This is a genomic window from Agromyces tropicus (assembly GCF_039531345.1).
Taxonomy (GTDB): domain Bacteria; phylum Actinomycetota; class Actinomycetes; order Actinomycetales; family Microbacteriaceae; genus Agromyces; species Agromyces tropicus.
Genome location: NZ_BAAAPW010000006.1, coordinates 19,763 through 40,801 on the forward strand (window position 1 = coordinate 19,763; position 21,039 = coordinate 40,801).

Genomic DNA, 21,039 nt, shown 5'->3' on the forward strand with positions numbered 1-21,039 from the left:
CATGTTCACCGGAATCATCGAGGAGCTCGGCGAGGTCACCCGCGTCGAGCCGCGCGCCGACGTGGTGCGCGTGACCGTCCGCGGCCCCGAAGTCGTCGACGGCGTCCGCCACGGGGACTCGATCGCGGTCTCGGGCGTGTGCCTGACCGTCGTCGACGCCGACGCGGAGTCGTTCAGCGCCGACGTCATGGCGCAGACGCTCGCGATGTCGACGCTCGACTCCGTCGCCGAGGGCCGGCGCGTGAACCTCGAGCGCGCCGCGCTCGTCGGCGACCGCCTCGGCGGCCACATCGTGCAGGGGCACGTCGACGGCACGGCCGAGGTGCTCCAGGTCACGCCCGGCGAGGCGTGGAGCGTCGTGCGGTTCTCGCTGCCGGCCCCGCTCGCGGCGCTGGTCGTCGACAAGGGCTCGATCGCGGTCGACGGCGTCTCGCTCACCGTGAGCGGGCTCGGCGACGAGCCCGACGGCTCGTGGTTCGAGGTCTCGCTCATCCCGGAGACGCTCGCCGCGACCACGCTCGGCACGCTGGAGCCCGGCGATCGCGTGAACCTCGAGACCGACGTGCTCGCCCGCCACGTGCAGCGGATGCTGCGCCTGGACGCGCACCACGCGCTGCCCTCGTCGCTCGCCGAGCCCCGCGGTTCGGCCCGGGAGGCGAGCGCCGGCGACGCGGCGCCCGCGGGATCGGGGGGCGACCGATGAGCCTGGCCACGATCCCCGAGGTCCTCGACGCGCTCCGCGCGGGCAAGCCCGTGATCGTCGCGGACGACGAGGCGCGCGAGAACGAGGGCGACGCCATCATGGCGGCCGAGTTCGCGACCCAGGAGTGGATCGCGTGGATGGTCCGCCACACCAGCGGCTACCTCTGCGCGCCGATGCCGAACGCCTTCGCCGACCGGCTCGGCCTGCCGCTCATGGTCGCGCGCAACGAGGATGCACGCGGCACCGCGTACACGGTGTCGGTGGATGCCTCGGATCGCACGTCCACGGGCATCTCGGCGTCCGACCGCGCCCACACGCTGCGCGTGCTCGCGGACCCGGACGCGACGCCGGACCGGCTCATCCGGCCGGGGCACGTCCTCCCGCTGCGCGCGGTCGACGGCGGCGTGCGCGAGCGCGCCGGCCACACCGAAGCCGCGGTCGACCTGATGCGCCTCGCCGGGCTCGCGCCCGTCGGCGTGATCGGCGAGCTCGTCGCCGACGACGGCGAGATGCTGCGCCTGCCCGGGCTGATCGAGCTCGGCGAGCGGGAGGGGCTGCCGGTCACGACGGTCGCGGCGCTCACCGAGTGGCTGCTCGAGCGGCACGGCCGGCAGGACCTCGCCGCGGGCGAGGCGCCGGCGGCGATCGAGGAGTCGCCGCGCGTGCAGTTCGAGGTCGAGACCGACCTGCCGACCGTGCACGGCACGTTCCGGGTGCGTGCCTACCGCGACCGGAACACGGGGGCCGACCACGTGGCGATCATCGCCGGCGACCCGGCGTCCGACCCCGCCGGCGCGATCGCGCGGGTGCACTCGGAGTGCCTCACGGGCGAGGCCCTGGGCTCGCTGAAGTGCGAGTGCGGGCCCCAGCTCGACACCGCGCTCGCGACGATCGCCGAGCACGGCGGCGTCGTGGTCTACCTGCGCGGGCACGAGGGTCGCGGCATCGGCCTGATCAACAAGCTGCGCGCCTACCGGCTCCAGGAGGACGGCCTCGACACGCTCGACGCGAACCTCGCGCTCGGCCTGCCGATCGACGCCCGCGACTACACCGCGGCGAGCGCGATCCTCGACGACCTGGGCATCGCGCGCGTGCGGCTGCTGACGAACAACCCCGAGAAGGTGCACCAGCTCGAGGCCCACGGCATCCGGGTCGCCGCGCGCGTGCCGCTCGTGGTGGGCGTGGGCTCCGCGAACGCGGGCTACCTCGAGACCAAGCGGACCCGCATGGGCCATTCCATCGACGACGCGCAGCTGAACGACGCTGCCGCGGACGAACTCCTGAGAGGACACGCATCATGAGCGGAGCCGGATCCCCCGAACTCGACGTCGACGGCCGCGGGCTGCGGATCGTCGTCGTCGCCGGCAGCTGGCACGACGAGATCACGAACGGCCTGATCGCGGGTGCGACGCGCACCCTCGACGCGTCGGGCGCCGACTACGAGCTCGTGCGCGTGCCGGGCAGCTTCGAGCTCCCGGTCGCCGCGAAGGCCGCGCTCGAGGCGGGCGCCGACGCGGTCGTGGCGCTCGGCGTCATCATCCGCGGCGGCACGCCGCACTTCGAGTACGTCTCGTCGGCCGCCACCGACGGGCTGACGCGGGTCGCGCTCGACACCGGCAGGCCGGTCGGCTTCGGCGTGCTGACCCTCGACGACGAGCAGCAGGGCCTCGACCGGGCCGGCCTGCCGGGCTCGAAGGAGGACAAGGGCCGGGAGGCCACGGAGGCCGCGATCGTCACGGCCCGCCTGCTGGAGCGCCTTCGCGGCTGACGCCGATCGAGGCGCTCAGCGCACGATCCGGCGACGGAGGCGCGCGTTCGCAGCCAGGTCGCCGTCGGCGAATACGGCGAGGACCCCGATCGGCGCGGTGTCGGTGGCGTGGTCGAGTGCCGCGCGTCCTCCCGCGACGATCGCGGTGGCCAGCACGTCCGCGGTGACGATGTCGTCCGCGAGGACCGTGGCCTGGACGACCACGTCGGCCGGCCTCCGCCCTTCCGGCGGCGCCGGGGCGGTCCAGATGTGCGCCCCGCGCTCGCTGGACCCCGACGTCGCCACGGCGCCCGGTGCCGGACCGGACCGGACGCCGGCGAGCAGGCGCGTCCGATCCGCCGGGTCGCTGATCCCGGTCGTCCAGTATCCGCCCCCCGGCGCACCGGAGGTGAGCACGTCACCGCCGGCGTTCACCGCGAACGACGAGATGCCGGCCGACCGCAGGACATCGCCGGCCCCGGCGATCGCCTCGGCCTTCACGAGCCCGGAGAGGTCGACGACCCCGTCCGGCCGGTGCGGGGTGAACGTCCCCATCGTGCGCGTGCGCCAGTCGAGCGCAGCCGCGTAGGCGTCGCGGACGACGCGGCTCGCATCCCGGACCGACAGCTCGCCGCGGGCGACGCGGGACAGCTCGGAGTCCGGCCGATAGAGGCTGCAGGCCTGCTCCAGCCGTTCGAAGCACGCGCGCACCTCGTCGAGCGTCCGCGCGAGGCCGGCGCCCGGCACCGTGGAGTCGTCGACCGTCCGGATGCTCACCGTCGTCCCCATCGCGTCGAACACGTGGACGGCCATGACGCGGCTATCCCTCGAAGCCGACGGCGTCGAGCGCGGCCTGCACCGACGTCCGGTACGCCTCCGAGGTGTACGTGGCGCCCGAGACGTTCTCGACGACGGACGACTGCGCGGCGAGGATCTCCTCCCGGAGGATCGGTGCCGCCCGCGCGCTCACCTCGACCGACGTCTCGCTCGAGTCGGTGAGCTTCAGGGCGACGACGTCCACGATGACGTCGGCCTCGATGACGACCTGGACCTGGACCGTGCCGTACTTCGTGTCGACGATCGCTCCGTCGACCACGACCGGACCCGGCGGCTCGCTCGGGTCCGAGGTCGCCGAGCCGGTCTCGTCCGCACTCCGACCGGGCGTCGCCGTCGGCGCGACGGTCGGCGCGTCACCGCGTGGGAACGCCTCCCCGCTGCCGAGCAGCCAGCCCGCGCCCAGGGTCACCGTCGACGCGGAGACGAGGATCACTGCGCTCGACCGTCGCATCACCAGTCGAACCGCTCGCTGTGGACCTGACGCCCCCGGAGTCCCGCCGAACGGGCATCGGCGATGACGAGGTCGGTCCAGGTCGCCGGGCCGCAGACGTACACGTCGGCGTCCGGCAGGTCGGGAACGATCGTGGCCAGCGAGGCATCGGCCATCGAGTCCGGAAGCCAGCTCCGGACGCGGGTGGCCGGTGGACCGACGACCTCGATCACGCGAACCGACGGGTGCATGCGGAGCGCGTCGAACTCGGCGCGCAGGTAGAGCTGGCCTTCCTCGTTCGCTCGGAGGATGATCGTCACCTTCCGGGCGACGCGCACCATCGCCTCGGCGAGCGCGCGGACCGGCGTGATCCCGATGCCGGCACCCATGAGCACGGCATCCGGGCTCGTGCGGGTGGCCGTGGTGAACACGCCGTAGGGCCCCTCGAAGTACACGCGCGTCCCTGGATCGAGCGAGAGGACGCGTCGGCTGTCGTCGCCCAGGTCGCGCACCGTGATCCGGAAGGAGCGCCCGTCGGGCGCGGCGGAGAGGGAGTACGGGTGCCCCTCCCAACGCAGTCCGGGCGACCAGAACCGCCAGATCGAGTACTGGCCACCGCGTCCGTGGATCCGGTCGAGCCTCCGACCCGTCATGATCACGGAGGCGACCCCGGGCGCCTCCACGACGACCTCGGCCACGCGCAGCCGGTGCCGCGCATTCCGCAGGAGCGGGATCACGACGCGGAACACGAGGACTGCGCCGAGCACCCCGACCGTCAGCGCGAGCCAGTACCAGCGCGCCCACGTCCCCTCGGCGAAGAGTCCTCCCTGCGAGAACTGGTGCGGAAGGGCCAGGAGCACGGCCGCGTACGCGACGAGGTGGACGGCGTACCAGAACTCGTGCGCCACGACGCGCCGCACGATCACGAGCGAGGTGACCACGACCAGGATGAACGCGGCGAGGGCGGCGAAGGCCTGCGGCAGGTCCCGCATCGACGTGAGCATCGCCAGGCCCTGGGCGAGCGGGTCCGTGCCGAGCACGAGTCCGTAGCCCCATATCAGGAGGGCGGCGTGCGCGAGCAGGAGGACGAGCGCGGGCCTTCCGATCCATCGGTGCGCGGCGAGCGTGCGGTCGGTGCCGAAGGCGTGGTCGAGCAGCGGAATGCGAGCGACGAGCAGCAGCATAATCAGCACCGCGTTGCTCCCCACGAGCCCCGCGACGATCCCGAGCCCGGTCGGGAGGTCGCGCGGATTCGAGAAGTACGACGCTCCGCCGTCGGCCAGGAACAGGGCGAGGACGAGCACGGTGGAGAACCAGCCGATGCCCTCGATCAGGTCCGCACGTCGCCGACGGCGGAGGTAGCCGCGCGCCAGTGATCCGACGGCGGGCGCGACCGGCTCGCGCTGCTCGCTCACGGTGCCCGCCATCCCGCCTCCCACGCGTCGGTCGGAGTTCGCGCCCATACTACGGGGCGGACGATCAGCGGTGCGGCAGCGGCTCCGGGTCGTGGGCCCCACGACGCCGACGGCGGGCACCGGCCCACCGCGTCGCCCGTCCCCACGCCCACCATGCGGTCAGGCCGAGGGCGAACGACGCGACGATCGCGAGGGGCGGTGAGAGCTCCTCGATCGGCGGGTAGATCTGCCAGTGCGTCAGGTAGACGAACATCGAGGCGGAGGCCAGGGTGCCGAGCGCACCGGTCAGCAGGACCGGGACCGGCAGGCTCGTGGCCCAGATGAGCAGGGCGAGGCCGCCGAGGACGATGCCCTCACGGACCGGGTCGCCGAAGAACCCCGGCACGGTCGCCAGCGCGATCGCGCTCGCGGCGACCCGGCGCGGCGCGCTCGTCGACCGGGCGACGAGCCAGCCGAGCGCGATGAGCCACGCGATCGCGGGCAGCGCGTAGCGCATCGGCGAGGAGGGCGTGATCCCGCCCGAGACGACGTACCGCACGACGAGGGCGATGCCGAGCACGGCCAGCGCGAACGCATAGGGGAACCGCTGCTCGAGCCGAGCGACCCCCGGCAGGGCGAAGAGCACCGCGAGGCCGACGATCGACCAGACGAGGGCCTCGAGGAACCAGAACTGCCACTGCTCGCTCCAGGCCGTGGCGCCCGGCACGAGCCAGTTCGAGAGCAGCACCGTGGCGGGGTCGTAGGTGCGGGCGATGAGCGCGACGCCGCCGATCCAGAGCACCGCCGGCACTGCGATCAGCGCAGCGCTGCGGAGCAGGCCGCGCACGCGCGCCCGGCCGTCCGCGGGGAGCCCGGCCCGGGTCGGGGCAGGGGTCGAGAATCGGAACCTCGCGAGGTTGAAGCCGGCGACCGCGAGCAGCAGGTGGGCGCCGCCCTTCAGCTGCACGACGTCGGCATGGGTCGCGACGACCAGCACGATCGCGACCGCGCGCAGCACGACGGACGTCTCGAGCCGCGCGATGCGGCGGGGACGCGCTGCGGCACCCGGGGCCGCCGGGCCCGGCGTCGGCGCGGTCCCGCGGGCGGGAGGGGCGCCGGACGCCTCGGAGCCGCCGCCGGGGGCGGACATGGAGCGCGTCGCCGACGCGGCGAGCACCCGGATGCTGCGGCTCGGCCAGTCGGTCGGCAGTGCACCGATGCGCTCCTCGAGGCGCAGGGCGAGCTCGACGTAGTTCAGCGAGTCGCCGTCGAGCGAGGAGAAGGTGTCCTCCTCGGTCGCATCGGGCCGGCCGAGGAGCTCGGCGTAGAGGTCCCGGAGCTCCGGGGCCGTGGCTCCCGGCGTCGGTCCGGGTCGCGCGTCGGCGACGCCGCGCTCGGCGGTCGCCGGCTCGACCCGGGTCGTCCCGTCCGACCGGAGCAGCGTCGCGTGCGTGCGCAGCGCCGCGTGGTCGGGCTTGCCGTTCGCGGTGCGGGGGAACTCGGCGAGCGCGTGCACGTCGTAGGCGTGGGGCGGCAGGCCGGTGGCGCTCCGGACCGCCTCGCGTGCCCGCTCGACGAGCCGCTCGTGCCGGACGAAGACCGCGAGCCGCTCGTCGGGCGCGACCGCGCGCGCCTCGAGCCCGTCCGCGGCGAGCACCTGCTCGATCCGGTCGAGGTCGAGGCGCAGGCCGAAGCTCTTCGCGAACCGGCTGAGCCGGCCCGTGATCTCGACCAGGCCGTCATCGCGGCGCCGGGCGAGGTCGCCCGTGCGCAGTTCGTCGAGTTCGGGGCCGCGCGCGAGGTCGGCCGGGGTCTCGGCGTAGCCCATCATCACGTTCGGACCCGAGTACACGAGTTCGCCCTCGCCCGGCGCCCCGCCGACGGCCTCGTCGATGCGGAGCGCTCCACCCGGGATCGGCACGCCGATCGCACCCGCGGCGGACTCGGCGAGCTCGGGGGGAAGGTACGCCATCCGGGCGGTCGCCTCGGTCTGGCCGTACATGACGTACAGGTCGAAGCCTCGCTCGCGCCCGAGGCGCGCGAGCGTGCGGACCCGGTCGGGCGCGAGCCGTCCGCCGGCCTGCGTCACGTAGCGGAGATCGGGCAGGTCGCGGCGTGCGAAGTCCGAGGTCTCGAGCAGTTCGTACGTGTACGGGACGCCCGCGAACGAGGTCGCGCCGAGCGCCGCGAACTCGTCCCAGAACGCCGGTTCGACGACGGACCGGTCGGTGAGCAGGAGGCTGCCTCCCGCAACGAGGTGGCTGTTGACGACGGACAGCCCGTAGCAGTAGCCGAGCGGCAGCGTGGTCGCGGCCCGGTCGTCCGGCGTGAGTCCGAGGTATCCGGCGATGCTCCGCGCGTTCGCGGTCATGTTCGTCCGGGAGAGCCGGACGAGCTTCGGCGAGCCCGTCGAGCCCGAGGTGCTCGCGAGCACGGCCAGCTCGGGGTGGAAGGCGTGCGTCGATCCGGCGGCGCGCTCCGCGAGCTCGTACCCGGCGCGGTCGGCCCGGACGACGACGTCCGGGGCGTAGCGGTCGACCACCGCATCGAGTGCCGTGCCGTCGATGCCCTCGGGCAGGAGCAGCACGGGGTGGCCGGCGGCGAGCGCCGCGAGGTAGGTGACGATCGCCTCGACCGTGTTGCCGCCCGCGAGGAAGACCAGTCGGCGGCCGTCCCCGAGCGCACGGCGACGCTCGTCGATCCGGTCGCGGAGTTCGCCGTGGTCGATCCGCGTCGAGGGCGTCACGATCGCCGGCGCGGCGGGGTCGCCGCCGAGCAGATCGAGCGCGGGCTCGGTCCTGGTCAGCAGCATGGGCATGGCACGTGTCCGGTTCGAGGGGGGCGGGTCCGTCGATCCGACGGAAGGTAAGGCTTACCTTACGGGACGGCGAGGGGAGGCCGAAATCGGCGACGATCCGTGACGCGCGGGCGCGCGGCATCCGTCTCCGGCCGACGGAGGTCGTGATCCGTCGCGCGGGCCGCCCCGGCATACGATGAGGCGCATGCACCCCGACCGCTCCCCCGCCCTGCGCGTCGCGGACCGCGTGCGCGACGCCGTCGATGCGGGGCGCCCGGTGCTGGCGCTCGAGTCGACCATCCTCACGCACGGCCTGCCGAGCCCCCGCAACCTGGAGGTCGGGCTCGAGACCGAGGCGCTGGTGCGCGAGGCCGGGGTCGAGCCGGCGACGATCGGGGTGGTCGGCGGCCTCGCGACCGTCGGCCTCGACGAGCGCGCGATCGAGCGGCTGTGCACCGCCGGCGACGTGGTCAAGGCGAGCACGCGCGACCTGCCGGTGGCGCGCGCCGCCGGCCTCGACGCAGGCACGACGGTCGCGGCGACCGCGTGGCTGGCGCACCGGGCCGGCATCCGCGTGTTCTCGACGGGCGGGCTGGGCGGGGTGCACCGCGGCGCGAGCGAGACCTTCGACGAATCGGCCGACCTGCCGGCGCTGGCCGCGACCCCGATCGTGGTCGTGAGCGCCGGGGTGAAGTCGATCCTCGACGTGGGCGCGACGCTCGAGCGCCTCGAGACGCTCGGCATCACCGTGGTCGGCCACCGGACCGATCGCTTCCCCGGTTTCTACGTCGCCGACTCGGGTTTCCCGGTGCCCGCACGCGTCGAGTCGGCCGCGGAGGCCGCCGCGGTCGCGCGCAGCCGCGATGCCCTCGGCCTCGCCTCGGCGGTGCTCGTCGCCAATCCGGTCGATGGATCCGACCAGCTCGACCCCGAGGTCCACACGCGGGTCCTCGCCGAGGCGTTGGCCGCAGCGGATGCCGCGGGCGTCACCGGTCACGACACGACGCCGTTCCTCCTCGACCACGTCCAGCGGGCGACCGGCGGTCGCAGCCTCGAGGCGAACCTCGCGGTGTACCGCGGCAATGCGCGCCTCGGGGCGGAGATCGCGCGTGAACTCGCGGGCTGAGTCCGGCCTCCTCGTCGTGGTCGGCGACCTCCTCGAGGACATCGTCGTCTGGGCGACCGAGCCGATCCGAGCGGCGACGGATTCCGCGGCGCAGGTGTTCCGGTCGCGCGGCGGCAGTGCGGCCAACGTCGCGGCGCACGCCGCGGCGCTCGTGCCCACGCGGTTCATCGGCCGCGTCGGCGACGACGGCGCCGGCCTCGCACTGGCCTCGGCACTCGAGGCGCGCGGCGTCGACGTCCGAGTGCAGCGGCAGGGGCGGACGGGCGCCGTGGTGCTCGTCGTCGGTCCCGACGGCGAGCGCACGATGTTCCCCGACCGCGCGGCGGCCGCCGACCTCGACGCCGTCGAACCCGCGTGGCTCGACGGCGTCGCGTGGCTGCACGTGCCGAGCTACGCGTTCGAGCACGAACCGATGCGCAGCGAGGTGCGCCGCCTCGTGCAGCTGGCACGCACCGCCGGCGCGGCGGTGTCGGTGGACGCGTCGTCGGCGGGTCTCATCGACGGACTCGGCGTGGAACGGATCCGCGCCTGGATCTCGGCGCTGCGGCCCGACGTGCTGTTCGCCGACGAGACGGAGGCACGACGGCTCGGCGTCGATGCCGGCGGCGCGGACGCCTCCCGGATCGCGGGCCGGGTGGTCGTCAAGCACGGACCGGCGCCGACGGAGGTCTTCGACGGCGGCGAGCTCGCCGCGCACGTGCCCGTGGCACCGGTCGCCGAGGTCCGGGACCTGACCGGGGCGGGCGATGCGTTCGCCGCGGGCTGGATCGCGGCCGCGCTCGGCGGCGCGGACGTCGAGGGGTGCTGCCTCGCGGGCCATGCGCTGGCGGCATCCGTCATCACCGTCCCGGGCGCCGACCGCGTCAACTCCGGTTGACGTTCGGCGAACTGTCAACTACGGTTGACGGCATGGACGACACGACCCTCCGCACGGCCATCGCCGCCGCCGACGGCGACGACCCGTACCGCGCACTCCGCCGGATCCGCGCCGCACGCACGGACCTCACGCGGGAGCTCGACCGGGCCGAGGCCGTCGCCGTGCGACGCGCCCGCGCCGCCGGATCGAGCTGGCAGCTCATCGCGCTCGCCCTCGACGTGAGCCGCCAGGCTGTCCACAAGAAGTACGGCCGGGCCTGAACTCCCAGCCCGCCCACGTATGCTGCAATGCGGCCCGCGAACCCCCGACGACGGATGCCGCCGACGCGCGCCGCGAAGGAAGATCATGAGCGACACCGAGACCACACCCGGCACCCGTTCCGCCGCACGCGCCGCCGAGCGCGCCGCCGCACGCGCCGCCCGAACCGGGAGCATCCCGCTGCCCGGCCGACGCGACGCATCCGGGCGGCGAGGCACCGACGGCGACGACGCACCGCGAGCCGGCCGCCGCAGCCTGTTCGGGCGACGCGGGGACGCACCGACCGGGCCCCGCGCGACCTTCCGGCAGCTGCTGCCCTTCCTCTTCGAGCACCGCCCGGTGCTGATCGGCGTCGCGGCGCTCTCGGTCGTCGGCGCCCTCGCGAACCTCGCCCAGCCGCTGCTCGTCGGCCGCGTCATCAACGTCGTCGAGGCGGGCGACGCGCTCGGCGGGGTCGTCTGGCTGCTCGTCGCCCTCGTCGTCGCGAGCGCCCTGATCACCGGCTATCAGCACTACCTGCTGCAGCGCACCGGCGAGGGCATCGTGCTCTCGAGCCGGCGCCGCCTGATCGCGAAGCTGCTGCACCTGCCGATCTCCGAGTTCGACACGCGTCGCACCGGCGACCTGGTGTCCCGGGTCGGCAGCGACACCACCATGCTCCGCGCGGTGCTCACCCAGGGCCTCGTCGAGGCGGTCGGCGGCGCGGTCACGTTCGTCGGCGCACTCATCGCGATGCTGATCCTCGACCCCGTCCTGCTCGGTCTCACCGTGCTCGTCATCGCGGTCGCCGTCGTGACCGTCACGCTCATGTCCGGCCGGGTGCGCGAGGCCTCGCAGGCGGCGCAGGCGAAGGTCGGCGACGTCGCCGCGTCGGTCGAGCGCGCGATCACCTCCGTGCGCACCATCCGCGCCGCCGGCGCCACCGAGCGCGAACTGCGCGACGTCGAGCGCGAGGCCGTCGGCGCATGGGAGATGGGCGTGCGGGTGGCCCGGATCTCGGCGCTCATCGTGCCCATCGCCGGGGTCGCCATGCAGGTGTCGTTCCTCGTCGTCCTCGGCGTCGGCGGGTTCCGCGTCGCCTCCGGCGCCATCACGATCGCGAACCTCGTCGCGTTCCTGATGTTCCTCTTCATGATGATCCTGCCCCTCGGCCAGGCCTTCGGCGCCATCACCTCCGTCAACCAGGCACTCGGCGCGCTCGGCCGCATCCAGGAGGTGCTCGACCTCCCCGACGAGGACGCGCACGACCGGCAGCTCGCGGCGCGTGCCGTCATGGTCGGCCCCGCCAACGAAGGACTGCTCCCCGGTGCCGCGGCCATCGAGTTCGACGACGTGCACTTCGCGTACGCGCTCACCCGCCCGTCCGACCCGGCCGACGCGGGCAACGACTCCCCCGACGAGCACCTGCCCGAGCCTGACGTGACCGACCGCCAGCCCGTGCTCCGCGGCGTCTCCTTCCAGGTGCCGCGCGGGCAGCGCATCGCGCTCGTCGGCCCCTCGGGCGCCGGGAAGTCGACGATCCTCGCACTCATCGAGCGCTTCTACGACCCGAGCGTGGGCACCGTCCGCATGGGCGGCCTCGACCTCCGCTCGCTCGACCGCACCGAGCTGCGCGCCCAGGTCGGCTACGTCGAGCAGGACGCACCGGTGCTCGCCGGCACGATCCGCGACAACCTGCGGCTCGGCAGTCCTGATGCGACCGACGCGGAGTGCGAGCATGTACTCCAGGCGGTGAACCTCGGCGGTGTCCTCGAGCGCGACCCCGCCGGGCTCGACGCGCAGGTCGGCGAGAACGGCATCATGCTCTCGGGCGGCGAGCGCCAGCGGCTCGCCATCGCCCGTGCGCTGCTCGCTGCGCCCCCGATCCTCCTGCTCGACGAGTCCACCTCGTCCCTCGACGGAGTCAACGAGCGGATGATGCGCGAGGCCATCGACGCCGTGGCCGCCGGCCGCACGCTCATCGTGATCGCGCACCGGCTCTCCACCGTCGTCGACTCCGACCGCATCGTCGTGGTCGAGGACGGTCGGGTGGTCGGCGAGGGCACGCACGGCGAGCTCGTCGAGACCGTGCCGCTGTACCGCGAGCTCGCCGAGCACCAGCTGCTCGTCTGAGCCGTCGAGCGTCGGCGCGGTCCCGGACCGACGTCGGCCCGGATTCAGGGCTCACCCCCACCCCGGCCCGGGGCCTGCGCGGATGCCGCCGGCCCCGGGGCATTCGTAACGTGACCTCCATCACGGCGCGAACGCGCCATCCCGACGGAGGACATCATGACCTTGCTCGACGCCCCCAGGACCGCCGCGCGCGGCGCGACCACCGTGCGCGACCTCGCGGCGGTGCTCGACGCACCCGCCGCCGACGACGAGTCGACGGCCTCGCCGGAGCCCAGCTTCGACGCGCTCCGCGCCCGACTCCAGGCGTGGCTCCGCGAATGGGACACCCAGCGCCTGCCCGCGTTCGAGCAGGCGCGCTCGATCACGCCCGCCGGCGAGCGGCACAGCTCCCTGCGCGCCGCGGCGACCCGCACCGACGGTGCCGTGCGGATCACGGCGAGCCTGTACGACCCGCCGAGCCGCGACGGCGACGCGCTCGCCTGGACGCGCAACTGGGTCAGTGCCGTCGTGCTGCCGGCGGCCCCCGCCGACGGCCGCGTGTTCTACCGGTTCCGCGTCGGCAGCCGGCTCGTGCTCGACGGCCGCGCCGAGACCGCGCTCGTGTCCACCAGCGTGCACGTCGGCGTCGTCCCGGACGCCGCCGAGGGCAGCCCGTTCGACGCACCCGGCTTCGGCACCCCCGTGCGCCCGCTCGTCGGCGTCACGGCACGCGAGGACGTCGACGCCCGGGCGGAGCAGGACATCGAAGGATCGATCGCGGTCCGGGCCGGTGAGGCGCCCGTGATCGGCGTCGTCGTCGGCGCCGACGTCGTCTTCCGCGACGGCTGGATGCGGCTGCACGAGGGGTCGAGCCTGTGGGTCGGCGCCGCCTCGGGGGGTCCGACGGGGTCCATCGAGGTCCGGTTCGCCCCCGACGCGCTGCTCGACCTCTTCGGCGAGGCCGGGATCTGACCGAGCGGGCGCGGATGCGCGCCCGGCTGACGGGGCGTCCCGTGCGGCGTACGCTCGCCGCATGGGACGCTTCGCCGTGGTGCTGCCGCTGGAGCCCCTCGAGGTCGGCGGCAGCTTCCCGGTCGCCGCGTGGCCCCTCCACGTCACGGTCATCGAACCCTTCGAGACCGAGCACGACGCCGACTGGGTCGTCGACGTGATCGGTCCGGAACTCCACGGGCGCCGCACCATCAGCGCCGACGCCGTCGGGCGGGCGTGGTTCGGCCGCCGCCACGACGTGCCGGTCACCCTGCTGCGCGACCGCGGGCCGCTCGGTGCGATGCGCACCCGCCTGCTGGGCGCGCTCCGCGACGCCGACATCGACGTCGCCCGCGCGCGACTCGACTACCGGCCGCACGTCTCCGACGGGGTGCACGACCCCGTCGAACCCGGCCGCGTCCTCCGTCTCCCCCAGGCGGCGCTGGTCGACCTGCGACCGCCCGAGGGACGGGCGGCACGGACGGTCGCGGCCGTCTGGTCACTCGGCGGCTGAGCCCGGTCCACCACGCGACGTCAGAGCGGCCCGCCGTGGTCCCATTCGCGGATCTCGGGGTCGTCGCGGCGTCGCTGCGCCTCGGCGTCGTCCCAGAGGTCCGGGCCTTCGGTCCCGGCCGAGCGGTCGCGGCGAATCCGCACGGCGAGTGCGAGTCCCAGGGCGACCAGGGCGGCGAGGATCCCGATCACGATCCACATCCACTCCATGACCGCACGCTACTCCGGCGCCCGGCGCCCGACAACGTCCGCGAGCACCACGGGATCCTGCCCCGATCAATCGCCGCCCGTGGCGGCGGGCACTCGTGGCGAACCCTCGTCGACAGCGCCGGCCCGCGCCTTCTGCCACGGCCACCGGCCGGAGATCTCGACCTCGAGCGACCAGCTGAGGAACGTCCGGATGACGACGATGAGCGCCAGCACCGACACCGATTCGAGCGTCGGCTCGACGGCGACCGTCCTGATGATGTCGGCGGCCACGAGCAGTTCGAGTCCGATGAGGATGCCACGGCCGAGGACGCGGCGGAACCGCGCGTAGACGGGCCCCGCCTGCCGGAGCCGCCGCATGCCCGCGTCGACCACGGCGACGAGGACGCCCAGCACGATGGCGACGACCCCCAGCAGGTCGATCACCTCACCGGTGCGCTCGATGAACGGCCCGAAGTCCATGCGTCCTCCCGCCGCCACGGTAGCCCCGAGCCGGCGATGCGCCGAGGATGCCGCGCGCGTGGCGGCGACCCGGGGCGCCCGGACGCCCCGCAACGGGGGCTTCCGGCGCCCACGGGCACGGACGAGAATGCGGGCATCGGCCGACGACGGGGCCGGTCGACGACCGCCCAGGGGGTCCGATCATGCACGCCATCCGCATCCTGTCCGCCATGACGCTGGCCGTGGCCGCGTCACTCGCACCCGTGGCCGCCCAGGCCGGCGAGGACACCACCTTCACCGCGCCGCTCAGCGCGAGCCAGGAGGTGCCCGCGAACGCATCGCTCGCGCGAGGTCAAGCCGTCTTCCGGCTCTCGGCCGACGGCTCGGAGCTGGACTACCGGCTCATCGTCGCGAACCTCGAGAATCCCATCGCGTCGCACATCCACCTGGCTCCCGCCGGGGTGAACGGTCCGATCGTGGTCTTCCTGTACGGCCCGGTCGCACCCGGCGCCGGGCCCACGAGCGGCGTGCTCGCGACCGGGACGATCACCGCCGACGACCTCCGCGGCGCGCTCGCGGGCGAGCCGCTCAGCGCGCTCGTCGACGAGATCCGGGCCGGGAACGCCTACGTCAACGTCCACACGTTCGACGGCGTCGACCCGATCACGGGACTGCCCGGCGACATTCCGAGCGGCGAGATCCGCGGCCAGATCGGCTGACGCGCCGACGAAGGCGGCGACGGATGCCGCGGCCGCGACGCGCCTTCCCGTGCACGTCGCGGCCGCGGCATCCGTCGCCTGCGCACCCCCGCGCGCGTCACCGCCGGTCGTCGCCCACCCCTGAGCGACGACCGGCGGGGATCCCGCTACGACACCTGCTGCTGCAGGTGGTAGCGGAGGCTGGACAGCTCGGCCTTGAGCGCCGCGGGGACGCGGTCGCCGAACTGGGCGAAGTACTCCTCGGTGAGGTCGCACTCGGCGAGCCACGTCGTCGGGTCGACCTCGAAGAGCTGCTGGAGCGCGTCGTCCGAGACCTCGATGCCGTCGAGGTCGAGCGAGCCGTCGGCGGGCAGCATGCCGATCGGCGTCTCGTCGGCGTCGGCGGTGCCCTCGATGCGGCCGACGACCCACTCGATCACGCGCGAGTTCTCGCCGAAGCCCGGCCAGAGGAACTTGCCGTCGTGGCCCTTGCGGAACCAGTTGACCTGGAAGATCTTCGGCGCGTGCTCGCCGAGGACGCGGCCCATCTTGACCCAGTGGCCCCAGTAGTCCGCCATGTTGTACCCGCAGAACGGGAGCATCGCGAACGGGTCGCGGCGGAGCTCGCCGACCGTGCCCTCGGCCGCGGCGGTCTGCTCCGACGAGATCGTGGCACCCATGAAGACGCCGTGCTTCCACGAGCGCGCCTCGGCGACGAGCGGAACGTTGGTCGCGCGGCGACCGCCGAACAGGATCGCGTCGACGGGCACGCCGTCGTGCGCGTCCCAGTCGTCCGAGATCGACGGGCACTGCGCCGCGGCGACCGTGAATCGCGAGTTCGGGTGCGCGGCGGGCCGGTCGGACGCCGGCGTCCAGTGGTTGCCCTGCCAGTCGGTGAGCTCGGCCGGCGGCGTGTCGGTGAGCCCCTCCCACCAGACGTCGCCGTCGGGGCGCAGCGCGACGTTCGTGAAGATCGTGTTGCCCCACAGCGTCTGCACCGCGGTCGGGTTGGTCGACTCGCCCGTACCCGGCGCGACGCCGAAGAACCCGGCCTCGGGGTTGATCGCGTAGAGGCGGCCGTCCTCGCCGGGGCGCATCCAGGCGATGTCGTCGCCGATCGTCTCGACCTTCCAGCCGGGGATCGTGGGCCGCAGCATCGCGAGGTTCGTCTTGCCGCACGCCGACGGGAACGCCGCGGCGACATGGTAGACCTTGCCCGCGGGCGAGGTGACCTTGATGAGGAGCATGTGCTCGGCGAGCCAGCCCTCGTCGCGGGCCATGACGCTCGCGATGCGCAGGGCGAACGCCTTCTTGGCGAGCAGCGCGTTGCCGCCGTAGCCCGATCCGTACGACCAGATCTCGCGCGAGTCGGGGAACTGGACGATGTACTTCGTGTCGTTGCAGGGCCACTCGACGTCGTCGCGGCGGTGGCCGACGCCGTCGACCAGCGGGTAGCCGAGGGAGTGGATGGTGCGCACCCACGGCTCGCCGGCCTCGATCAGGCGGTACACCTGGTCGCCCATGCGGGTCATGATGCCCATCGAGAGCACGACGTACTCCGAGTCGGTGATCTCGACGCCGAGCTGGCTGATGTCACCGCCGAGCGGGCCCATCGAGAACGGCACGACGTACATCGTGCGGCCCTTCATCGAGCCGGCGAAGACCCCGTTGAGCTCCTCGCGCATCGCGTGCGGGTCGCGCCAGTTGTTCGTGGGCCCGGCGTCCTCCTCGTAGGTCGAGCAGATGAAGGTGCGGTCCTCGACGCGCGCGACGTCCGACGGGTCGGTGCGGGCGAGGTAGCTGTTGGGACGCCACTCGGGGTTGAGCTTGATCAGCTTGCCCTCGGCGAGCAGCTGCTTGGTCAGCATGTCGGCCTCGTGCTTCGACCCGTCGCACCAGACGATGTCGTCGGGCTGCGTCAGGGCGGCGATCTCGGCGACCCAGGCGCGCAGCGCCGGGTCGGTCGTGCCGCGGGGACGGTCCTCCGCGTCCGAGGCGGATCCGGAGGCGCTGACCGAGAAGTCGGAGATGGTCATCGTCATCCTTTCGAGGAGTCTGGAGTGCCCCGAGGTCCGGTGGCGTGATTCCAGTCTGCGTGAAGACCGGACGACCATTCGGCCGATACGCGTGTTAAGAATTTGCGATCTTTCGATATTCTGAAGCCATGAAGCTCGGCAGTCCCGACCTCGCAACCCTCGGCCACCGCATCCGCCACTACCGCACCGAACTGGGCCTCACGCTCGACCAGCTCGGCGACCGGATCGGGCTCGCGGGGAGCCAGCTGTCGCTCATCGAGAACGGCAAGCGGGAGCCGAAGCTCTCGACCCTCGACGGCATCGCCGCCGCCCTCGACGTGGACCTGGCCGACCTGCTCTCGCGCGAGGCGCCGAGCCGGCGCGCCGAGCTCGAGCTCGAACTCGGGCGCGCGCAGTCGAGCCCGCTGTACGCGGCACTCGGACTCCCCCACATCAAGCCGACCCGCGGCATGGGCGACGAGTCGCTCGAGGCGATCGTCGGCCTGCACCACGAGCTGCAGCGTCGCGCCAGCGAGGCCATCGCGACGCCCGAGGAGGCGCGGCGCGCCAACACCGAGCTCCGCGAGCGCATGCGCGCCCGGGACAACTACCTCCCCGAGATCGAGCGGCTCGCCGAGGAGCAGGTGCGGGCGTCCGGCCATCGCCAGGGCGCGCTGACGCATCGCGAGGTCAGCGTCATGGCCGAACGGCTCGGCTTCCAGCTCATCTACGTCAGCGACCTTCCCGACTCGACACGGTCGATCACCGACCTCGCCAACGGGCGGATCTACCTGCCGCCGGCCTCGATCCCCGGGGGCCACGGCCTCCGCTCCATGGCGCTCCAGGCCATGGCCCACCGGCTGCTCGGGCACGAGCCGCCCGCGAGCTACGACGAGTTCCTCTGGCAGCGGCTCGAGATCAACTACTTCGCCGCCGCGTGCCTGATGCCGCAGGAGGCATCCGTCGCGTTCCTGCAGGACGCGAAGAAGGACAAGCGCCTCGCGATCGAGGACTTCCGCGACGCCTTCGGCGTGACGCACGAGGCCGCGGCGCTGCGGTTCACGAACCTCGCCACGAGCCAGCTCGACATGACCGTGCACTTCCTGCGGGTCAACGGCGACGGCGCGCTGCTGAAGGGCTACGAGAACGACGACCTGCCGTTGCCGAAGGACGTGACCGGCTCCATCGAGGGCCAGTGGGTGTGCAAGAAGTGGAGCGCGCGCACGTCGTTCGAGCAGACGAACCGCACGACCGAGAACTACCAGTACACGGACACGCCCGTCGGCACGTTCTGGTGCGCGACCCAGACCGGCCGGACGGATGCCGCGGAGTTCTCGATCACGGTCGGCGTGCCGTTCAACCAGGCCAAGTGGTTCCGCGGCCGCGAGACGACCCTGCGCGCGGTCTCGCACTGCCCCGACGAGTCGTGCTGCCGTCGCGCGCCCGACGGGCTCGCGGAACGGTGGTCGGGCCAGGCATGGCCGAGCGCGCGACTCCACGCGCACGTGCTCTCGCCGCTGCCGTCGGGCACCTTCCCCGGCGTCGACGACGCCGAGGTCTACGAGTTCCTCGAGGCCCACGCCGGCGAGTAGCCCCCAACTGCTGCGCTTCTCAGGAGTTATCCGGCGGGTCGTGTCGGTCGACGGCGTTTCCTCCTGAGCAACCGCGCGGATCCGCCATCGCCTCCTGAGAAGAGCGACTGGCGGCGGTACGGCGGCAGTGGTGGTTGCAATACTGTGCGAGGCACAGTACAGTGCGTGACATGAGCATGGATGACACGACTGCCGGCCACCTGCAGGAGCTGCGGCGCGGCACGGTCGTGCTCGGCTGCCTCGTGCGACTGCGCGAGCCCGACTACGGCTACGCCCTGCTCGAGTCGCTCGACCGCATCGGCATCACGGTCGACGCGAACACGCTCTATCCCCTGCTCCGGCGCCTCGAGAAGCAGGGACTGCTGACGAGCGAGTGGAACACCGACGAGGCGCGGCCGCGCAAGTTCTACCGCACGAGCCCCGCCGGCGAGCAGCTCGCCGGCGTCCTCACCGCCGATTGGAAGAACATCGACCGGGCCCTCGCCCGGCTCACCTCGGGAGACGAACGATGACCACGACGACGCCCACGCTCACCGACCGATACGTCTGGGCGGCCGCGCGCACCCTGCCGGAGGCCCAGCGGGAGGAGTTCGCGCGCGAACTCCGGGAGCGCATCGGCGACGAGGTCGACGCCCGCCGCGGGGCCGGCGCGGCGACGACCGACGCCGAGCGGGCCGCGCTCGTCGAGCTCGGCGATCCGGCCGCGCTCGCGGCGACGTACGTCGACCGCCCGCTCCAGCTCATCGGGCCGCGCTACTACCTCACGTGGAAGCGGCTCGTCACGACCCTGTTCGCCGTCGTGCTCCCGATCGCGCTGGTCGCGATCGTGCTCGCGCAGGTGCTCGGCGGCGCCGACGTCGCGCAGGTCTTCGCGAGCGTGCTCGGCACCGCCATCCCGCTCGCCATCCAGCTCGCCTTCTGGCCCACGCTCGTGTTCGCGCTGATCGAGCGCTCGCCCCGATCGACGCCCGCGCCGACGTGGACCCCCGACCACTTGCCGCAGGTGCGCGACCAGGCGCGCGCCGGTCGACTCGGCGACCTCATCGCCTCGGTGGTGTTCCTGTCGATCTTCGCGGGACTGATCGTCTGGCAGCAGACCGCCTCGCCGTTCGTCGACGAGGCCGGCGAGCCGATCCCGTTCCTGAACCCCGACCTGTGGTCGTTCTGGATCCCGTGGTTCCTCGTGCTGCTCGCGCTCGAGGTCCTCTTCGCCGCGGCGATCTACGCGTGGGGATGGAACTGGTGGCTCGTGGTCGCGAACCTGCTGCTCAACCTCGCGTTCGCGGTCCCTGCGCTGTGGCTCTTCGCGACGGGCCGACTGGTGAACCCGGAGTACCTCGCCGAGATCGGCTGGCCGTGGGGCGACGCCGGCGGCACCGTCACGGCGATCATCGTCGTCGTGTTCGTCGCGGTCACGGTGTGGGACGTGATCGACGGCGTGGTCAAGACGGTGAAGGGCCGCGGCGGCTCCGCGCTCGCGATCGGCCGCATCTGAGCGGACTACTTCGGCTGCATGCGGATGCCGCCGTCGAGGCGGATCGTCTCGCCGTTCAGCATCGGGTTCGCGACGATCGAGCGGACGAGCGCCGCGTACTCCGCGGGGTGGCCGAGGCGCGACGGATGGGGCACCTGCTGCTCGAGCGAGGTGCGCACGTCGTCGGGCATGCCGGCCATCATCGGCGTCTCGAAGATGCCCGGTGCGATCGTGACGACGCGGACGAGCAGCTTCGACAGGTCGCGCGCGATCGGCAGCGTCATGCCGGCGACGCCGGCCTTCGACGCCGAGTAGGCCGCCTGGCCGATCTGGCCGTCGAACGCGGCGACGGACGCGGTGTTCACGATGACGCCGCGCTCGAGCGTCGCAGGCCCGCCGGCGACGCCGGCCTGCACCGGCTCCGTCGCGGCCATGGCCGCCGCGGCGAGCCGGAGCACGTTGAACGTGCCGATGAGGTTCACCCGGATGGTGCGCTCGAACGCGTCGAGCGGCGCGGGGCCTTCGCGGCCGACCGTCCGGTTCGCGGTCACGATGCCGGCGCAGTTGACCGCGACGCGGAGCGGGGCCAGGGCGGATGCCGCGGCGACCGCCTGCGCGACCTGCGCCTCGTCGGCCACGTCGGCGGGCACGAACCGGGCGTGCGGCCCGAGCTCGGCCGCGGCCTGCTCGCCGCGCGGACCGGGCAGGTCGACGAGGACGACCTGCGCGCCGCCGTCGACGAGGGCCTGCGCCGTCGCACGCCCCAGCCCGGACGCGCCGCCCGTGACGATCGCGGATGCTCCGGTGAGTTCCATGTGGTTCCTTCCTTCGGTTCGTTCAGGGTGCGCT

General features: G+C 73.4%; 21 protein-coding genes. 13 read left to right on the plus strand and 8 right to left on the minus strand.

Annotated features, from left to right (window positions below):
• Nucleotide 1: 1 nt before the first annotated feature.
• Genes ABD230_RS16290 through ribH form a run of 3 tightly spaced genes read left to right on the plus strand, consistent with a single transcriptional unit; the run spans nt 2 to nt 2,471 of the window.
• Entirely contained in the window at nt 2–703 is a 702-nt protein-coding gene (locus ABD230_RS16290) for a riboflavin synthase (protein ID WP_344377149.1), read from the plus strand.
• The gene (gene ribA / locus ABD230_RS16295) at nt 700–2,004 is read left to right on the plus strand and encodes a GTP cyclohydrolase II (RefSeq protein ID WP_344377152.1); all 1,305 of its coding nucleotides are present in this window, start codon (nt 700–702) and stop codon (nt 2,002–2,004) included. The genes ABD230_RS16290 and ribA overlap by 4 nt, the downstream gene beginning before the upstream one ends.
• A complete protein-coding gene (gene ribH / locus ABD230_RS16300) occupies nt 2,001–2,471 on the plus strand; it encodes a 6,7-dimethyl-8-ribityllumazine synthase (protein WP_344377156.1) in 471 nt (156 codons plus the stop codon). Before ribA ends, ribH begins: the two co-directional genes overlap by 4 nt.
• Before the next feature lie 15 nt (nt 2,472–2,486).
• On the opposite strand, the gene ABD230_RS16305 is transcribed toward ribH, so the two are convergent.
• Genes ABD230_RS16305 through ABD230_RS16320 form a run of 4 tightly spaced genes read right to left on the minus strand, consistent with a single transcriptional unit; the run spans nt 2,487 to nt 7,923 of the window.
• On the minus strand, nt 2,487–3,263 hold the full coding sequence (locus ABD230_RS16305) for an FAD:protein FMN transferase (protein WP_344377159.1): 777 nt from the start codon (nt 3,261–3,263) through the stop codon (nt 2,487–2,489).
• A 7-nt stretch (nt 3,264–3,270) separates the two neighbouring features.
• Complete coding sequence (locus tag ABD230_RS16310) at nt 3,271–3,720, minus strand: FMN-binding protein (protein ID WP_344377162.1); 450 nt, start codon at nt 3,718–3,720, stop codon at nt 3,271–3,273.
• A gap of 17 nt (nt 3,721–3,737) precedes the next feature.
• Nucleotides 3,738–5,144 (minus strand): ferredoxin reductase family protein, encoded by a 1,407-nt coding sequence (locus tag ABD230_RS16315; RefSeq protein WP_344377166.1) that lies wholly within the window; start codon nt 5,142–5,144, stop codon nt 3,738–3,740.
• Nucleotides 5,145–5,196: 52 nt separating this feature from the next.
• Complete coding sequence (locus ABD230_RS16320) at nt 5,197–7,923, minus strand: AMP-binding protein (protein ID WP_344377170.1); 2,727 nt, start codon at nt 7,921–7,923, stop codon at nt 5,197–5,199.
• A gap of 190 nt (nt 7,924–8,113) precedes the next feature.
• On the opposite strand from ABD230_RS16320, the gene ABD230_RS16325 reads away from it, so the two are divergent.
• The 6 genes from ABD230_RS16325 to ABD230_RS16350 all read left to right on the plus strand — a co-directional run bounded on the left by ABD230_RS16325 (nt 8,114) and on the right by ABD230_RS16350 (nt 13,764).
• Nucleotides 8,114–9,034: a pseudouridine-5'-phosphate glycosidase gene (locus ABD230_RS16325; protein ID WP_344377172.1), complete on the plus strand. Its 921-nt coding sequence runs from the start codon at nt 8,114–8,116 to the stop codon at nt 9,032–9,034.
• Entirely contained in the window at nt 9,018–9,911 is an 894-nt protein-coding gene (locus tag ABD230_RS16330) for a carbohydrate kinase family protein (protein ID WP_344377175.1), read from the plus strand. Before ABD230_RS16325 ends, ABD230_RS16330 begins: the two co-directional genes overlap by 17 nt.
• 32 nt (nt 9,912–9,943) lie before the next feature.
• Nucleotides 9,944–10,171 carry a hypothetical protein gene (locus tag ABD230_RS16335; protein WP_344377179.1) on the plus strand — a complete coding sequence of 76 codons (228 nt, stop codon included), beginning with the start codon at nt 9,944–9,946 and terminating at the stop codon, nt 10,169–10,171.
• An 85-nt stretch (nt 10,172–10,256) separates the two neighbouring features.
• On the plus strand, nt 10,257–12,281 hold the full coding sequence (locus tag ABD230_RS16340) for an ABC transporter ATP-binding protein (RefSeq protein ID WP_344377181.1): 2,025 nt from the start codon (nt 10,257–10,259) through the stop codon (nt 12,279–12,281).
• A 156-nt stretch (nt 12,282–12,437) separates the two neighbouring features.
• Nucleotides 12,438–13,232, plus strand: coding sequence for a hypothetical protein (locus ABD230_RS16345; protein WP_344377183.1), 795 nt, complete (start codon nt 12,438–12,440; stop codon nt 13,230–13,232).
• Nucleotides 13,233–13,293: 61 nt separating this feature from the next.
• Nucleotides 13,294–13,764 carry a 2'-5' RNA ligase family protein gene (locus ABD230_RS16350; RefSeq protein WP_344377185.1) on the plus strand — a complete coding sequence of 157 codons (471 nt, stop codon included), beginning with the start codon at nt 13,294–13,296 and terminating at the stop codon, nt 13,762–13,764.
• Nucleotides 13,765–13,784: 20 nt separating this feature from the next.
• Here the strand turns inward: ABD230_RS16350 and ABD230_RS16355 are convergent, their stop codons facing one another.
• Together ABD230_RS16355 and ABD230_RS16360 are read right to left on the minus strand one after the other, a co-directional pair.
• The gene (locus ABD230_RS16355; RefSeq protein ID WP_344377188.1) at nt 13,785–13,973 is read right to left on the minus strand and encodes a hypothetical protein; all 189 of its coding nucleotides are present in this window, start codon (nt 13,971–13,973) and stop codon (nt 13,785–13,787) included.
• A gap of 66 nt (nt 13,974–14,039) precedes the next feature.
• Entirely contained in the window at nt 14,040–14,432 is a 393-nt protein-coding gene (locus ABD230_RS16360; RefSeq protein ID WP_344377191.1) for a DUF1622 domain-containing protein, read from the minus strand.
• 182 nt (nt 14,433–14,614) lie between these two features.
• Here ABD230_RS16360 and ABD230_RS16365 point away from each other — a divergent pair, with 182 nt between their 5' ends.
• Nucleotides 14,615–15,130 (plus strand): CHRD domain-containing protein, encoded by a 516-nt coding sequence (locus ABD230_RS16365; protein ID WP_344377192.1) that lies wholly within the window; start codon nt 14,615–14,617, stop codon nt 15,128–15,130.
• 146 nt (nt 15,131–15,276) lie between these two features.
• On the opposite strand, the gene ABD230_RS16370 is transcribed toward ABD230_RS16365, so the two are convergent.
• A complete protein-coding gene (locus ABD230_RS16370; RefSeq protein WP_344377195.1) occupies nt 15,277–17,145 on the minus strand; it encodes a phosphoenolpyruvate carboxykinase (GTP) in 1,869 nt (622 codons plus the stop codon).
• A 128-nt stretch (nt 17,146–17,273) separates the two neighbouring features.
• Here ABD230_RS16370 and ABD230_RS16375 point away from each other — a divergent pair, with 128 nt between their 5' ends.
• The 3 genes from ABD230_RS16375 to ABD230_RS16385 all read left to right on the plus strand — a co-directional run bounded on the left by ABD230_RS16375 (nt 17,274) and on the right by ABD230_RS16385 (nt 20,211).
• On the plus strand, nt 17,274–18,716 hold the full coding sequence (locus tag ABD230_RS16375) for a helix-turn-helix domain-containing protein (protein ID WP_344377198.1): 1,443 nt from the start codon (nt 17,274–17,276) through the stop codon (nt 18,714–18,716).
• A 176-nt stretch (nt 18,717–18,892) separates the two neighbouring features.
• Nucleotides 18,893–19,228 carry a PadR family transcriptional regulator gene (locus ABD230_RS16380; RefSeq protein ID WP_344377697.1) on the plus strand — a complete coding sequence of 112 codons (336 nt, stop codon included), beginning with the start codon at nt 18,893–18,895 and terminating at the stop codon, nt 19,226–19,228.
• Entirely contained in the window at nt 19,225–20,211 is a 987-nt protein-coding gene (locus tag ABD230_RS16385) for an HAAS signaling domain-containing protein (protein WP_344377201.1), read from the plus strand. The genes ABD230_RS16380 and ABD230_RS16385 overlap by 4 nt, the downstream gene beginning before the upstream one ends.
• 5 nt (nt 20,212–20,216) lie before the next feature.
• Here the strand turns inward: ABD230_RS16385 and ABD230_RS16390 are convergent, their stop codons facing one another.
• Complete coding sequence (locus ABD230_RS16390) at nt 20,217–21,005, minus strand: SDR family NAD(P)-dependent oxidoreductase (RefSeq protein WP_344377206.1); 789 nt, start codon at nt 21,003–21,005, stop codon at nt 20,217–20,219.
• Nucleotides 21,006–21,039 lie beyond the last annotated feature (34 nt).